A 15,710-nucleotide genomic window follows, 5' to 3' on the forward strand; every position below is an offset into this window, starting at 1 on the left:
TCTGTGGCCACAACGGAGTTCACACAACACGCAACACCAGGGGCTCGCCGTGCTTGCTTGTTCTTGTTGGTGACACAAAACAGTCATATAGTCGTCATGAATTGCGAGCGACTCATTGAGCGGGGAATTAACGTGAAAAAAATGCTACTTGCGGCTTCGGTTGCTACGGCCATGTTGCCTGTGGGGGCCATGGCGGCGCCGACCTTCTATGGCAAGCTGAATCTGAGCGTGGATAAAACCAGTGATTATCCGGATGGCGCGTTGGTATTTAGTCAGGATGATCTGTCTGATGCCTGGTTTGTGTCCAGCAACAACTCCCGGTTGGGGGTGAAAGGTGAAGAGCCGCTGTATAACGACAGCCTGTCGGTGATCTATCAGATGGAAGTGGGCTACGACGCGGACGGTGATAGCAGTGCGACCTTTTCCACGCGGAACAGCTTTCTTGGTCTGGGCACCCAGGTGGGCAAGATTTTTGCCGGCCGCTACGACAGCGTGGTGAAACTGGCAGAAGGAAAAATTGACCAGTTCAACGATACCGTGGCGGATATGGATACCGTGTTTCTCGGCCAGCGCCGCAACAGCAACAGCCTGAACTGGGAAAGCATGGATCTGGGCGGCATTGTGGTGCGGGCACAGGTGGCACCGGGTGAAGACGATGTGGTGGGCAGCGTTCCCAACACGAAAACCAAGGATGGTCTTACCGATACCTGGGGCTTGTCTGCCACTTACAAGCAAGATGCGCTTTATGCGGCTCTGGCGTATGAAAAAAGCTATACAGAGGTGGCCGTCGGGCCGCTTGGCGTTGGTGCTGACCTGAAAACGATGCGTGGCTCTCTGGGCCTGAACGTGAGCAGCAATGTGGCACTCGGTGCCATTGTAGAACGCAGCAATCTGGATCCTTATGGTGGCGCTGACGGCGACCTGATGTCGTACCTGCTGAGTGGCAAGTTTGGTGTCTCTGAGCGTGTGGCCCTGAAGGCGCAGGCGGGTATGCTCGATAGCAGCGATCTGGATCTGGATGTGGCCACGCTGACGCTGGGGGCTGACTACAAGCTGGGTGATTTCACCACTGCTTATGGCCTGGTCTCTGCCTCAGACACGGATTTCGATCCGGCGGGCACCATCAATGACGTGGACGAGTCCGGCATGGCGTTTTCCGTGGGCATGATCCACAAGTTCTGATTCGGCGCCTGTCCCACTGGGAGCGGAAACCACAAAAAAGCCCGGCTACGGTAAGTGCCGGGCTTTTTTGGTGAGGGCCGAATAACGCTTTTGGCATCGTCAGCCATTACTGCACAAGGTCGAACTCAGCCTTCCCATTTACGCAGCACCAGGCTGGCGTTGGTGCCGCCGAAACCGAAACTGTTGCTCAGTACGGTGGTCGGGCCGCTGTCTTTGCCTTTCACCAGCACCGGCATGCCTTCGGCTTTTTCATCCAGTGTTTCGATATTGGCACTGATGGCGGTGAAGTCATTCTGCATCATCAACATGCAGTAAATCGCTTCCTGTACCCCGGCCGCGCCCAGGCTATGGCCGGACAGGCTTTTGGTAGAGCCAATCGACGGGCACTGATCGCCAAACACTTCACGGATGGCTTTCAGCTCTGCCACGTCCCCCACCGGCGTACTGGTGCCATGGGCGTTAATGTAATCCACCGAGCCTTCGACTGTCGCCAGCGCCTGGCGCATGCAGCGCGCTGCGCCTTCACCATTGGGGGCGACCATGTCGTGGCCGTCGCTGGTAGCGCCGTAACCGAGCACTTCGGCGTAGATGGTCGCGCCACGGGCCTTGGCGTGTTCCAGCTCTTCCACCACTACCATGCCGCCACCGCCGGCAATCACGAAACCGTCGCGGGTGGCGTCGTAGGCGCGCGATGCTTTTTCCGGCGTGTCGTTATACTTGCTGGACAGGGCGCCCATGCCATCGAACAGGCAGCTGAGCGTCCAGTGTTCTTCCTCACCGCCACCGGCAAAGACCACATCCTGCTTGCCCAGTTGAATCTGTTCTACGGCGTTGCCGATGCAGTGAGCACTGGTGGCGCAGGCGGAGGCGATGGAGTAGTTCACCCCTTTGATCTTGAACGGCGTCGCCAGGCATGCCGACACGGTGGACGCCATCACCCGGGGCACCATGTAGGGGCCAACCCGTTTCACGCCCCGGTTGCGGGCAATGTCGGCGGCTTCCACCTGGTTAAGGGAGGAGTGGCCACCGGAGCCGGCAATCAAACCGGTGCGTTCATTGCTGACCTGTTCGTCGTTGAGGCCGGAATCGGCAATGGCATTTTGCATGGCCACGTAGGCGTAGGCAGCCGCATCGCCCATAAAGCGGCGTGGCTTGCGGTCAATGAAGTCGTCCAGCTGGATAGTGGGTGTGCCTGCTACCTGGCTGCGCATGCCGATTTCCTGGTATTCCTCTTTAAAGCGAATACCGGAGCGGCCTTCCCGCAATGAACGGGTGACGCTGTCTGTGTCGTTGCCCAGACAGGAGACAATGCCCATCCCGGTGATTACTACGCGGCGCATGAGTCGCTCCTAAAAACCGTCGGTGGAAGTGAACAGGCCAACTTTCAGGTCGTCGGCCTGGTAGATGTCTTTCCCGTCCACGGACACGGTGGCATCGGCCAGGCCGAGCACCAGTTTGCGGGAAATGACCCGTTTCAGGTCGATTCGGTAAGTCAGTTTCTTGGCCGTGGGCAGCACCTGGCCAGAAAACTTCACATTGCCCACGCCCAGAGCGCGCCCACGGCCCGGGTTGCCCACCCAGCCCAGGAAAAAGCCCAGCAATTGCCAGGTGGCATCCAGGCCCAGGCAGCCCGGCATCACCGGGTCACTTTCGAAGTGGCAATCAAAGAACCAGAGGTCCGGCCGGATATCCAGCTCGGCAACGATTTCGCCTTTGCCGTATTTGCCGCCCTGTTCGCTGATATGGGTGATGCGGTCCATCATCAGCATGTTGGGTAAAGGCAGTCGCGCATTGCCGGGGCCAAACAGCTCACCGTGCGCACAGGCGAGGAGGTCCTCGCGAGAATAGGAAGATTTCTGTGTTGTCGTAGTGCTCAAAGTCTTACTCCATGCAGGCCAGGGCGGCGCATTTTGAGTATATGGATTATTTGTGACGTTTTATCTTCAGCGCGGTGACACCCTGTCATGTAAGCGCTGATAGTAGCAAAGCGAAGTGAGAGCATACGAATAGCAACCGTCTCAAAATATGTCTTGGCGCCGTTTTACCGAAAATGACCGATGAACGGAGTCAAATGACCGTGGTCTATCTTCTTGTACCGCTCAGGGGGTCTTTTCATTGCGGCACCGCCACGGACTTGCAATTGCCGGACCATCTACCGATGCTATGCGCGCCGGATCGCGCCAAATAGCCGCGTCCGGCCGCCCCTTGACCAGTCAAAAACGCAAGTCGTATATCCAGTCGTATAAGTAAGGAGCTCTCGTGGCGGTAGAAATCGGGCATCTTTCCCTGTGGTTGGCACTGGCTGCTGCCCTGTGCCTATCAGTTTTTCCCCTGATTGGCGTTTATCGCAACCTGCCTGCCTGGCAGTGGTATGCCCGTCCGTTGGCCTGGGTGCAGTGGTTGGCCATGACCGTTGCCATGGTCGCGCTGGGCTATTCTTTCTATATCAATGATTTTTCCGTGGCCTATGTGGCCGGACACAGCAACTCTGCGCTGCCGCTGGAGTATCGTCTGTCTGCTATCTGGGGCGGCCACGAAGGGTCCCTGTTGCTGTGGGGCTGGATGCTGTCCGGCTGGGCGGCCATGGTCGGGTTGTTGAGCCGCAGTGTGCCATTGCCGATGGTGGCGCGGGTGCTGGCGGTCATGGGGATGATTTCCGTGGGCTTCATGTTGTTCATGCTGCTCACCTCCAACCCCTTTGACCGCAACCTGCCCTGGTTCCCGCTGGATGGCGCCGACCTGAACCCGCTGCTGCAAGACCCCGGGCTGATTATTCACCCGCCCATGCTTTATATGGGCTATGTCGGTTTCTCCGTGGCGTTCGCGTTTGCGGTGGCAGGGTTGCTGATGGGCAATCTGGACCCGGCGTGGGCCCGCTGGGCGCGGCCGTGGACCACGGTGGCGTGGAGCTTTCTGACCGTGGGGATCGCACTGGGCTCTTGGTGGGCCTATTACGAACTCGGCTGGGGTGGCTGGTGGTTCTGGGACCCGGTGGAAAACGCTTCCCTGATGCCATGGCTGGCGGGCACCGCCCTGATTCATTCCCTGGCCGTGAGCGAAAAGCGCAACATGTTCCGCGCCTGGACGGTGTTGCTGGCGATCATTACCTTCTCTCTGAGTTTGCTGGGGACTTTCCTGGTGCGCTCCGGGGTGCTGACGTCGGTCCATGCCTTTGCCAATGACCCGGCCCGAGGGGCCTTTATCCTCGGTTTCCTGATTGTGGTCGCCGGTGGGGCATTGATCCTGTTTGGCCTGCGGGCGTCGGCGTTGCGCAGTAATACCGGATTCAAGCCGGTATCCCGGGAAGCCTTCCTGTTGGGTAACAACCTGATTCTGCTTACGGCCACCTCTGTGGTGCTGATGGGGACGCTGTTCCCGTTGATCGGCGAAGCACTGGACATGAAAATCTCCATCCGCAGCCCTTATTTCAATGGCTTCTTTGTGCCATTGGCCTTTGTGCTGATTCTGCTGATGGTGCCGGGCATGTTCAGCAACTGGAAACGCCAGGACGGCAACACCCTGCTCAAGCGCATGGCGTTGCTGGCCCCCGCTGCCATTATTGCCGGCTGGTTTGGCTCCCGCCTGCCAGAGCCAAGCCCCTGGCAGGGCGTGTTGGCGATCATGCTGGCGCTGTTCCTGGTGTTTGCCCACGTGGACGATGTGGTTCGCCGGGCCCGTGCCTACAAGCAAGGTTTTGTCTCCGGGCTGGGCAAACTGGGCCGCGGCTACTGGGGCATGGTGTTGGCCCATTGCGGCCTGGCGGTATTGATTGCCGGCATTACCCTGGTCAGCTTCCACGAAGTGGAGCGTGATATTCGCATGGCGCCGGGGGATACAGCCAAACTGGGGGACTACACCTTTGTGTTCGACAGCCTGGATGAATACCGTGGCCCCAACTTCGATTCCACCCGTGGTCATTTCCACGTGAGCCATGACGGTGACCCGGTGGCGGTGATGCACCCGGAAAAACGCACCTATCACGCCAGCCGTCAGGTCATGACCGAGGCGGCGATTGATGCCGGTTTCTGGCGCGACCTTTATGTGGCCCTGGGTGAGCCGCTGGATAAAAGCAATGCCTGGGCAGTGCGCATTTACTTCAAACCGGGGATTCGCTGGATCTGGCTGGGCGCCTTGATCATGGCTCTCGGTGGCGCCCTGGCGTTGACGGACAAACGTTATCGCCGCAACCGTTTTGCGACCAACGACGCAGGAGCTGCCAATGAAAGCTAATTCACCCTGGGTGTTTCTGCCCCTGGTCGGCTTTGTGCTGCTGGCGGTGCTGTTGGCCAGTGGCCTGGGCCGTGATCCGCAGGAGCTGCCTTCAGCCCTGGTGGGCAAGCCGGTGCCGTCATTTTCCCTGCCGTCCTTGCTGACCGAAGAAACCTATACCGAGGATTCCCTGAAAGGGCGCTGGCAGTTATTGAATGTGTGGGCCACCTGGTGCCCGACCTGCCATGTGGAGCACCCGTACCTGCTGGAACTGGCGGCACGAGGTGTGGCCATTTCCGGGTTGAACTACAAGGACGAGCTGCCGGCTGCCCGCGAGTACCTGGCCAATCTGGGCAATCCCTTCACCCATGTGATTGTGGATGCCGACGGTCAACTGGGGCTGGATCTGGGGGTTTATGGGGCCCCGGAAACCTTCTTGATCAACCCGGCAGGGGAGATCGTGTTACGCCATGCGGGTGACTTGAACGCCCGCGTCTGGGACGAAAAGTTTGTTCCTTTATTGCCCACACAGGCGCCAGCGCCGGGGCAGGGTGAGGGAGAAGAATAATGCTGCGTATTGTGTTGCTGCTGATGCTGTCCATGCCGGCTTTTGCGGCCATTGATGTTTATCAGTTCGATAATGAACAGCAGGAACAGCGTTTTCGTATCCTCTCTGAGGAATTGCGTTGCCCGAAATGCCAGAACCAGAGCATCGCGGATTCCGATGCCGGCATTGCCCAGGATATGCGAACGCGAGTGCATACCATGATCCTGGAAGGCAAAAGCGATGAGGACATCGTCGACTACTTTGTGTCCCGTTATGGTGATTTTGTCAGCTATCGTCCGCCAGTGAATGCCGGTACATCCATTCTGTGGCTGGGGCCTATTTTGCTGTTACTGGGGGGCGCTGTACTGATCGTCATTTTGCTGCGTAACGCCAGCCGTAAAGCGGCAGCAGACGATGAGGCATCCCAGGATAAAGAACCGGAAGAGGGCACGAAATGATGTTGTGGGTAATGGCGCTGGTTCTGTTGCTGGTGATGGCCGCTGTGCTGTGGATGATGTGGCGCCGTGAAGGTCGCAAGGCCGGCAAGAATATGAAGGGGGCGCTAGGTATCCCGCTGGTCATGGCGGTTCTGGCCGGTGCCGGTTACGGGCTGATCGGCCTTAACGAACACACCGCCACCTGGTTGGAGCACCAGCAGGAATACGGTGAGGTGGCCCGGCAGATTATTGCCGGCCAGCCGCCGGAGAAAGCGGCCTCGGAAGTGCCCGCCGGGGCGCTGGTGCGGGTGCTGCAGTCCGAGCTCTCCCAGACGCCCTCTGCCGTGGGCTGGTACGCCCTGGGCGCTCTGTACGATCAACTGGGCGCGCCGGCGCAGACCGAAGAAGCGGCTCGCAAGGCCCTGCAGCTGAACCCGGATGATGCCGCCATGCACTTGCTGCTGGCTCGCGCCTTGATCGAAAAGAACGAAGCACGGCTGACCGATCCGGCGCTGGAGGAAATCCGCTGGGTGCTGGACCGTGAACCGAATCACGATGGTGCCTGGATGTTGCTCGCCATGTCCGCAGACCGGGCCGGGCGTTATGCGCTGTCAGAGCAGGCCTGGGCATCCCTGTTGTCGCGGCACAGCGAAGGTGAAACCGCAGAGCTGTTGCAGCGCGGTCTGGATCGGGCCCGGGAACAGAAGCAGCGGGAAGGCGTTTTTGCCAACCTTGCGGCTACGGTCAACGGTGAAGGCCTGCCGGCTGGCGGCACCTTGTTTGTGTTTTTGCGCAAGGCCGGCAGTGCCGGCCAGCCGCTGGCGGCGCAACGCAAAGTGGTCACGCATTTCCCCATCACGGTGTCGCTGACCGCGGCCAACTGGCTGCAGGGCTATCCAGACGAGCAGGCGGACCTGGTCATTGGTGCCCGCTATACGCCAGCGCCGGGTGCCTCGGTGGATCAGGCGGCGATTACCGCCGTACCAGTTTCGTTACAACTTCCCCAGGCGCAGCCTGCAACCCTCAATTTGTCCCGCCAATAGGGGCTTGCCGCCCCGGGCTGCGACCTAGGTCGCAGCCCCTATCCCTTGTGATGAAGGGGGCCTCAAGGTAAAGTTGCACCCCTTCGGAGGCAGGGTTCCTCTGATTTGTACACCCATACGCTTGGAAATTACGCCAGTTTACGCTGTCTGCAGCGGGCATTGCGCCCTCTCGTGGGGTGAGCGTGGGCCGTATCCAGAGCCGTAAGGCATCTGGCCGTGGCGATGGGGGTGAATAAATCAGAGGGACTTTTTGCCTCTTCTGACGACAGTAAGATGGAGAATCCTATGCGTGTCATCCTGCTTGGTGCCCCCGGTGCGGGCAAGGGCACCCAGGCGCAGTTCATCAAGGAACAGTTCAATATTCCTCAGATTTCTACCGGTGACATGCTGCGCGCTGCGGTCAAAGCAGGCACTCCACTGGGCCTGGAAGCCAAGAAAGTGATGGATGCGGGTGGTTTGGTCTCCGACGATATCATCCTCGGCCTGGTGAAAGAGCGTATTACGGAAGATGATTGTGCCAACGGGTTCCTGTTCGACGGCTTCCCCCGCACCATCCCCCAGGCGCAATCTCTGGTGGAGCAGGGCGTCGATATCGACTTTGTGGTGGAAATCGACGTGGACGACGAGGAAATCATTGAGCGTTTGAGCGGTCGCCGCGTTCATCCTGCTTCCGGCCGTGTGTACCACACCAAGTACAACCCGCCGAAAGTGGAAGGCAAAGACGACGAAACCGGTGATGAGCTGGTTCAGCGTGATGATGACAAGGAAGAGACCGTACGCAAGCGTCTCGAGGTTTATCAGGCGCAGACTCGCCCATTGGTGGATTTCTATCAGGATCTGGCCAAGAACGCTGAGACAAAAGCGCCGGGTTATGTGCGCGTCGCTGGCGTGGGCTCCGTGGATGACATCCGCGATCGGGTATTGTCCGCCCTGAAAGGCTGATTATCCGCTTGTCAGTACCGATCAGGTGCTGATGATCAAAAACGGGAAGCTTCGGCTTCCCGTTTTTTTTGGGGTGTATCGCGGATTAGAGCGAAAAGCACGTTCCAGCCTCTCGCACTGCGTAGGACGCTCAACGCCGAATGCCAGACGCGAAAACCACACAAACAGGAAACCAAACCCTGCTACCGCGCCGCTGTAGGCGTTCCTCTTGAGGGCCGAACCTCGCGAAGCGAGGGAATTCCCAGCAGGCTGGCTTGTTCTGCAGATAACGTCGGGCGCCTGCCTGATCACCGCTGCCTGGCGATTAAAGCAACGGGGAAAGTGTCCTCATTGCTCACCGTCAAGCGGAGGGGGTTATTCTCTCAGGCAGGCACCGGGTATCAGGCGCCAGCGCCTCTGTGCGGTGTACTCGTCTGGCAAGACATCAAATATCCTCACCATTCTCTAATTCTGCGATGAGCCTTTTTATGCGCGCGCACTGTGGCGGATAGAGCGAGCCTGGCCCCATGAGGCCCGGTAGTAATGATTTCCCCGTAGCGCCCTCACGGCCCTTCATAGTGTGAATATCACCCCTGCGCTGGCGACGGTCTTCGCCGTCGCTGCTCCGAAATCCATTAAGCCAGCAAGTGGCAGGGCCTTGTGGGCCGTATATCGAAGATGAAGCCTTCTCCCTTCAGTGAACCTTCTTTAGTAAGCCGCATTGCGGCGTGTTGGTATTTTCTTCCGCGTTCAGAAAAGGGTTGGCGTCCTGTTGCGAGTGCCTTGAGCAAGAAGAAAGAAGCTCGTGCGGGGATTGGTCTTTGCTTATTTAGAAAGCCAGCCCATGGAGGGGGCGACTCAGTCTCGGGCCTTGAAGAGTGAAGAATGAACGGCGTTTCTCGCCAAGCAATGGGACTGTTTTTTCTGACACGTTGTAACGGTTCTACACAATCGAGCTTATCGGTTTCCTGCGAATAGCCCGGCAAGGGCTGCGTATTTGGCGGGGAGAATCTGTCTTTTCTTGGCGCGATAGCGGTGGCGTCGTTTCTTTCCGGCGGTGTCTTTTATACGTAAAGACGTTATCTCGGTAGTGTTAACAGGCCCTGGCAAAGCGCCTTTTCACATGGGAATAGATTTGTGTTGTTGTGTGAAACAGGGCGTATTGTTCACAACAGAGAGCGTAGAAAACGTGCAGAAATACTGCCCCAAGAAGATTCCGTCGTCGCTGGCGAGTAAATTAAACCACTTAAAAAAGAAAACGCAGAAGGCTAAAAGAGAAACGAAACAAAAGAGTGATGATCAACGGCTGTGAAAAAAATCAGAAAAATTAAAAGTAGGTTGATTAAATAATGTACCAACTGATTTTTTTTTATGCTATTTTCCACTTGTCGCAGTACTGATGACAATGCCATAGCTTAGGAGATCAATCATGGCTCGAGCAAAGAAAGCCGCCGCGAAGAAAACTGCGGCGCGCAAACCCGCAGCGAAGAAAGCCGCCGTTGCAAAAGCACCGGCCGTTCCCAAGTCTGTTACTAACGCTGAAGCCAAGGTTAAATTGCAGGACAAGGCAGTAGCCCAGGCTGAAAAGAAAGTCACCCAGTCGCAAACCAAACTCGATAAGCATCGCGCCAAAATCGACGCAGAGAACGCCAAGCTGTCGAAACTGCGTGCCGATGTTGCCGCCAAGCGTGAAAAAGCGCAAAAGACCTCCACTGCCGCAGCCAAGCGTGCCGTTGAAACTGCACGCGGGCGTATGAACACTGCGCGTCTGAAACTTCAGGATATTCGTGGCGAAGCAAAACTGATTCGTGCCGAGATCCAGGCCGCCAAGAAAGTGGTTGCCCGCGAAGTGAAGAAACTGCGTACGGCTGAGCGCAACTTCAAAGCCAAATTGCGTGATCACGAACGCAAGCTGGCGAAGAAAGCCAAGGCCGAGCAGAAGAAAGCAGAGCAGAAAGCCAAAGCAGCCGCACGTAAAGCGGCAGCGAAAGCCAAGCGTGTTGCCAAGAAAGCGACCGCTCGCAAGCCCAAGGCAGCTGCAAAAAAAGCAGCAACCAAAAAGCCTGCCACTAAAAAGGCGCCTGCCAAAAAAGCGGCTAGCAAGAAACCTGCAGCAAAAAAGGCAGCAACCCGTAAAGCGCCTGCCAAGAAAGCGGCACGTAAGCGTACCCCGGCCAAGAAGAAGTCCTCCTGATACGTCAGAAGGGTTTATGAAGGCCAAAAGCCCCGCTTTGCGGGGCTTTTTTATGCCTGCCAGGCAAGGCCTGACCCTGGGATTGGCTGGGTGATAGAAGGGGAAAGCCCAGACGATTTAATTTTTTGCATATCGGTCGAGCGGCCTCGGTAACGCGAAATCAGGGCCTGGAGAATAGATTCCCAAAAGTAGTTGATAATGATTCGCGTTAGGTTTAGCATCCTTTCCAGAGATTGAGGAAAGGCGACTTATGTACGTATGCATTTGTAAGGGCATTACTGACAACCATATACGGGAAGCGGTCGATTCTGGCTGCGACAGCCTGCGTGATCTTCGTCGGGAACTTGGGGTTGGAAGTCAGTGTGGTAAGTGTGCCCGTCACGCCCGCCAAATTTTGCGTGAGACCCGTAGCGCAAACGAGGCGACCTCTTTCTCGAACTCTTCTACTGCCGGTGAGGCGGTTGTTTTCTGGCCACAAACCGCATAAACAATCGTTCTCATTTGCATAAGCGCTTGTATTTGAAGCGCTTTTTTTCTCTCCTGCCTTGTCTCTGTCACACACTTGCTGAACAATAGGGGTTACCCCAAGTTCATGTGACGGAGATACCCCCAATGAAAGGCGACGCCAAAGCGATTGAGTTCCTCAACCGTGCACTCGGCAATGAGCTGGTAGCGATTAACCAGTACTTCCTCCACGCCAAGATGTACCAGGATTGGGGCTTGCAGGCACTCTATGCCAAGGAATATCACGAATCCATCGACGAGATGAAGCATGCCGACATGCTGGTCGAGCGCATTCTGTTCCTGGAAGGCATTCCCAACCTGCAGGATCTGGGCAAGCTGATGATTGGTGAAAACACCAAGGAAATGCTGGAGTGCGATCTCAAGCTGGAGCAGATGGCTGTGCCAGACCTGCGTGAAGGGATTGCGTACTGCGAATCCATCCAGGATTACATCAGCCGTAACCTGCTCAAGGATATCCTCGAATCCGAAGAAGAGCACATCGATTGGCTGGAGACTCAGCTCGGTCTTATCGATAAAGTCGGCCTGGAAAATTACATGCAAAAACAAATGGCTGCCGCAGAAGGCTGATTGCCGAACTTTTAACCGATCTACGCTTGACTCACCGCGGGGCTTTCGGAATAATGCGCAGCCTCTCGCGGCGTTACAGCAACGAGATTTGCACCGGTAGCTCAGCTGGATAGAGCAACTGGCTACGAACCAGTAGGTCGGGGGTTCGACTCCCTCCCGGTGCACCATACGAATAAAAGAAGGCTCCCAATCGGGGGCCTTTTTTTATGCCGCTCTGCGGCCGCTGCACGCTTCACGCCGCATGCAACAGGTTACGGGCCTCGCTGGCACGCTGTCCGAGTAGAGGTAGCGACCCCCTCAGTCTTCCCGACGCCGTATGGCACTTCATTCCATAGCGATATTTTTTACTCTACGGTCTGGATAAATCTGTCCTGCACGCCGTCAATTGATCAAAACCACCAACCCGTTCCTCGTATGTCTCATTGCGGATTGTCGACAATCTGTCTACATTGCCCTTAACCCCGCGAGAGCAATACCGGCTCACAAGGCCACCTTGATGCCCGCCCAAACGGCGGCGCCTTCGCTTTCGCACGCGGTGACTGAATCCGCTTTTGGAACCAAAAGGAGTGTTCCATGAACGCTATGATGGCTCAGGGTGTCGAGCTCATGCTGGTTGGCATGGGTGTCGTGTTTGTTTTTCTGATTGTTCTGGTGGCCGTGACCACAGCCATGTCGACGCTGGTGCAGAAATTCGGCCGCGAGGAACCGGCGCCGCAGCCTGCTTCAGCCCCCCCGCAGGACATGCCTTCGCCGGCCATTATCAAAGCCATCGAAAAAGCGGTGCAGCAGCACCGCCAGTCTTCTCTGTCATAGATACCGGATTATTCCATGAGTGACCTGAAACCGTTGGGCATTACCGATGTGGTGCTACGCGATGCCCACCAGTCCCTGTTTGCCACCCGCATGCGTCTGGATGACATGTTGCCGATTGCCGCGGAACTCGATGACATTGGCTTCTGGTCACTGGAATCCTGGGGCGGCGCGACCTTTGATGCCTGTATCCGTTATCTGGGCGAAGACCCATGGCAACGCATCCGCGAATTGAAGCAGGCCATGCCGAAAACGCCGCAGCAAATGCTGCTGCGGGGGCAGAACCTGTTGGGCTATCGCCATTACGCGGATGACGTGGTGGATGCCTTTGTGGAACGTGCAGCGGAAAACGGCGTGGATGTGTTCCGTGTGTTTGATGCCATGAACGACATGCGCAACATTGAGCGGGCCATCGCCGCTGTGGTGAAGCAGGGCAAGCACGCTCAGGGCACTATCGCGTACACAGTCAGTCCGGTGCACACCATGGACATGTGGGTGGAGCAGGGCAAAGTGATCGAACAGATGGGCGCCCATTCTGTTGCCATTAAAGACATGGCTGGCCTGCTGCGCCCGGCCGTGGCGTTCGAGTTGGTAACCCGACTTAAAGCGTCCCTGAATATTCCGGTGCACATGCAATCCCACGCGACCACCGGATTGTCCACCGCCACGGCCCTGAAAGCGGCAGAAGCGGGCATCGACAACGTGGACACCGCCATCTCGTCCATGTCGATGACCTACGGGCACAGCCCTACGGAATCCGTAGTCGCCATGTTGGAAGGCACGGATCGAGACACCGGGCTGGATATCAAAAAACTGAATCGTATCGCCGGCTATTTTCGTGAGGTTCGCAAGAAGTACGCCGCCTTCGAAGGCAGCTTGCGCGGTGTGGATGCGCGCATCCTGGTGGCGCAGGTGCCCGGCGGCATGCTCACCAATATGGAGAGCCAGCTCAAGGAGCAGGGCGCAGCGGACCGGTTCGATGAAGTGCTGCAGGAAATTCCCGGCGTCCGTGAAGATCTGGGGTTTATCCCGCTGGTGACACCCACCTCGCAAATCGTCGGTACCCAGGCGGTGCTGAATGTACTCTCCGGCGAACGCTACAAAGTGCTCAGCAAGGAAACCCGCGGCATCCTCCGTGGCGAATATGGCGCCGCACCGGCACCGTACAACGCGGAGCTACAGCAGCGCGCCCTGGAGGGGGATGAACCGGTTACCTGCCGTCCGGGTGATTTACTTGATAACGAAATGGACAACCTCCGCGATGAAGTGCTGGCCCTGGCAAAAGACAAGGGCATGGGGCTGGCGGAAGGGGAGCGGTTAACCGATGACGTGCTGACCTATGCGCTGTTCCCGCAAATCGGCCAGCGTTTTCTGGAAAACCGGGGCGATGCCTCGGCGTTTGAAGCGGCGCCCGGCGAAGGTAAAGACACCGCCAGCGGCGACGCCCAGTCAGACGGGGTTTATACCGTTGAGGTGGACGGCCAGCAGTACACGGTGAAAGTGAACGAGGGCGGTGATGTAACCGGCCTGCGTGCGGTGGGTGGTGCCTCTGCCCCTGCGCCATCCGCACCCTCTCCAGGTAACCCGGCCAACAGCGTGCCGGTGCCTGCGCCGCTGGCGGGGAATATTTTTCAGGTACTGGTGAAGCCTGGCGATCAGGTCACCGAAGGTCAGAAAATCATGGTGCTGGAAGCCATGAAAATGGAAACGGATGTGTCCAGTACCAGCGCAGGCGTGGTCAGCGAGGTGGCCGTGAAAGAGGGCGACGCCGTGGCCGTGGGGCAAACCCTGCTCAGCGTGGAGCCCGCCAATGGATAAGCTGCAAACCCTCTGGCACAGCACCGGGCTGTTTCACATGAGTGGCGGCCAGCTGGTCATGCTGCTGGTCTGCCTGGGCCTGCTGTGGCTGGCCATCCACAAAAAATTTGAGCCATTGCTGTTGTTGCCCATCGGCTTTGGTGGCCTGCTGGCCAATATTCCCATGGCCGGGCTGGCGGAATCCGCCATCAGCCAGGCGCTGCATTTCGGCTCTGTCGACCTGTTGGCCTCCATGGCACAGGTGCTGGGCATGGAGGCCGGGGCAGGGCGTGACGCGCTTTATACGGCCGCGCAGGCGGCAGGGCCAGCGGTGCAGGACCAGCTGCATTATCTGGCAGTAAACGCCAATTACGGCGACGGTATTCTCTATTTGATTTATACCGTAGGCCTGACCACCGGTATTTTCCCACTGCTGATCTTCATGGGCGTGGGGGCCATGACCGATTTTGGTCCGCTGCTGGCCAACCCGCGCACCCTGTTGCTGGGCGCGGCGGCGCAATTTGGCATCTTTGCTGCCTTGCTCGGAGCACTGGCGCTGAATTTTCTGGGCATGGAATTTTCCCTGTCGGATGCTGCCGCCATCGGCATCATCGGTGGCGCAGACGGTCCCACTTCCATCTATGTCACCACCAAGCTGGCGCCCCATCTGCTTGGCGCGATTGCGGTGGCGGCCTATTCCTACATGGCGCTGGTACCCATTATCCAGCCGCCGATCATTCGGGCGCTGACCTCGCAAAAAGAGCGGCAGATTAAAATGGAGCAACTCCGCCCGGTGAGCCAGGTAGAGAAAATTCTGTTCCCGATCCTGTTGCTGGTTCTGGTGGCGCTGGTGTTGCCTGATGCGGCGCCACTGTTGGGCATGTTCTGCCTGGGTAACCTGATGAAAGAATCCGGGGTGGTGAACCGGCTGGTGGACACCACCAGCAATGCCCTGATCAATGTGGTGACCATCATGCTGGGGCTGGCCGTGGGCTCGAAACTTAGTGCGGACAAGTTTTTGGTGATGGAAACCCTTGGCATCCTGGCCTTGGGTCTGGTGGCGTTCATGATCGGCACCGCCACCGGCGTGTTGATGGCCAAGTTGCTCAACCGCGTCAGTCGCCACCCAGTGAACCCCATTATCGGCGCAGCCGGTGTGTCCGCCGTGCCCATGGCGGCACGGGTGGCCAACAAGGTCGGCCTGGACGCCAACCCCCACAACTTCCTGCTCATGCACGCCATGGGGCCCAACGTGGCCGGCGTTATTGGCTCCGCCGTGGCCGCCGGCGTCCTGCTCAACTTCGCCGGCTGATCTTCTCCGCGTGGCGTTCGCGCCACGCGCTTCCTTCCTCTCCCATCCCTGTAGGAGTTCCCTTCCAGGGGACGAACCGCGCGAAGCGCGAAAAGGATCCGAAGGATCATCGGTTGAGTCTGAGCTTCGCCTGTCCTTCTATTATCGCAATAGACGGAAAGATGCG

General features: G+C 57.8%; 14 protein-coding genes and 1 tRNA gene. 13 read left to right on the plus strand and 2 right to left on the minus strand.

All coding sequences use genetic code 11. The features are described from left to right. Positions 1 to 141: 141 nt before the first annotated feature. The gene (locus ADG881_RS16180; RefSeq protein ID WP_232211774.1) at positions 142 to 1,182 is read left to right on the plus strand and encodes a porin; all 1,041 of its coding nucleotides are present in this window, start codon (positions 142 to 144) and stop codon (positions 1,180 to 1,182) included. A gap of 125 nt (positions 1,183 to 1,307) precedes the next feature. Here ADG881_RS16180 and fabB read toward each other — a convergent pair whose 3' ends face one another. Beyond that, a complete protein-coding gene (fabB, locus tag ADG881_RS16185; protein WP_039926981.1) occupies positions 1,308 to 2,522 on the minus strand; it encodes a beta-ketoacyl-ACP synthase I in 1,215 nt (404 codons plus the stop codon). A gap of 9 nt (positions 2,523 to 2,531) precedes the next feature. After that, positions 2,532 to 3,059: a 3-hydroxyacyl-[acyl-carrier-protein] dehydratase FabA gene (gene fabA / locus ADG881_RS16190; protein ID WP_039926983.1), complete on the minus strand. Its 528-nt coding sequence runs from the start codon at positions 3,057 to 3,059 to the stop codon at positions 2,532 to 2,534. 382 nt (positions 3,060 to 3,441) lie between these two features. Between fabA and ADG881_RS16195 the strand changes: the two genes are divergently transcribed. From ADG881_RS16195 to ADG881_RS16245, 12 genes are all read left to right on the plus strand, one after another. Beyond that, positions 3,442 to 5,412: a heme lyase CcmF/NrfE family subunit gene (locus tag ADG881_RS16195; protein ID WP_007149991.1), complete on the plus strand. Its 1,971-nt coding sequence runs from the start codon at positions 3,442 to 3,444 to the stop codon at positions 5,410 to 5,412. Continuing rightward, positions 5,402 to 5,959 carry a DsbE family thiol:disulfide interchange protein gene (locus ADG881_RS16200; protein ID WP_039926984.1) on the plus strand — a complete coding sequence of 186 codons (558 nt, stop codon included), beginning with the start codon at positions 5,402 to 5,404 and terminating at the stop codon, positions 5,957 to 5,959. Before ADG881_RS16195 ends, ADG881_RS16200 begins: the two co-directional genes overlap by 11 nt. After that, positions 5,959 to 6,396, plus strand: a complete 438-nt coding sequence (locus ADG881_RS16205; protein WP_007149386.1) for a cytochrome c-type biogenesis protein — start codon at positions 5,959 to 5,961, stop codon at positions 6,394 to 6,396. Before ADG881_RS16200 ends, ADG881_RS16205 begins: the two co-directional genes overlap by 1 nt. Then, positions 6,393 to 7,418: a tetratricopeptide repeat protein gene (locus ADG881_RS16210; RefSeq protein ID WP_007148597.1), complete on the plus strand. Its 1,026-nt coding sequence runs from the start codon at positions 6,393 to 6,395 to the stop codon at positions 7,416 to 7,418. Before ADG881_RS16205 ends, ADG881_RS16210 begins: the two co-directional genes overlap by 4 nt. 285 nt (positions 7,419 to 7,703) lie before the next feature. After that, positions 7,704 to 8,360, plus strand: coding sequence for an adenylate kinase (gene adk, locus ADG881_RS16215; RefSeq protein ID WP_007149590.1), 657 nt, complete (start codon positions 7,704 to 7,706; stop codon positions 8,358 to 8,360). A gap of 1,408 nt (positions 8,361 to 9,768) precedes the next feature. Further along, positions 9,769 to 10,533 carry a hypothetical protein gene (locus ADG881_RS16220; protein ID WP_007148872.1) on the plus strand — a complete coding sequence of 255 codons (765 nt, stop codon included), beginning with the start codon at positions 9,769 to 9,771 and terminating at the stop codon, positions 10,531 to 10,533. A 250-nt stretch (positions 10,534 to 10,783) separates the two neighbouring features. Continuing rightward, positions 10,784 to 11,020, plus strand: coding sequence for a bacterioferritin-associated ferredoxin (locus ADG881_RS17445; protein WP_082872398.1), 237 nt, complete (start codon positions 10,784 to 10,786; stop codon positions 11,018 to 11,020). A 125-nt stretch (positions 11,021 to 11,145) separates the two neighbouring features. After that, complete coding sequence (bfr, locus tag ADG881_RS16225; protein ID WP_007150778.1) at positions 11,146 to 11,625, plus strand: bacterioferritin; 480 nt, start codon at positions 11,146 to 11,148, stop codon at positions 11,623 to 11,625. Between the two features lie 90 nt (positions 11,626 to 11,715). Next, positions 11,716 to 11,792, plus strand: a tRNA-Arg gene (locus ADG881_RS16230). Between the two features lie 406 nt (positions 11,793 to 12,198). Continuing rightward, a complete protein-coding gene (locus tag ADG881_RS16235) occupies positions 12,199 to 12,438 on the plus strand; it encodes an OadG family transporter subunit (RefSeq protein ID WP_039926986.1) in 240 nt (79 codons plus the stop codon). 15 nt (positions 12,439 to 12,453) lie between these two features. Then, entirely contained in the window at positions 12,454 to 14,253 is a 1,800-nt protein-coding gene (oadA, locus tag ADG881_RS16240; RefSeq protein WP_007151338.1) for a sodium-extruding oxaloacetate decarboxylase subunit alpha, read from the plus strand. Then, positions 14,246 to 15,544, plus strand: a complete 1,299-nt coding sequence (locus ADG881_RS16245) for a sodium ion-translocating decarboxylase subunit beta (protein WP_007150264.1) — start codon at positions 14,246 to 14,248, stop codon at positions 15,542 to 15,544. Before oadA ends, ADG881_RS16245 begins: the two co-directional genes overlap by 8 nt. Positions 15,545 to 15,710 lie beyond the last annotated feature (166 nt).

It is taken from the genome of Alcanivorax sp. DG881 (genome assembly GCF_000155615.1).
GTDB lineage: Bacteria > Pseudomonadota > Gammaproteobacteria > Pseudomonadales > Alcanivoracaceae > Alcanivorax.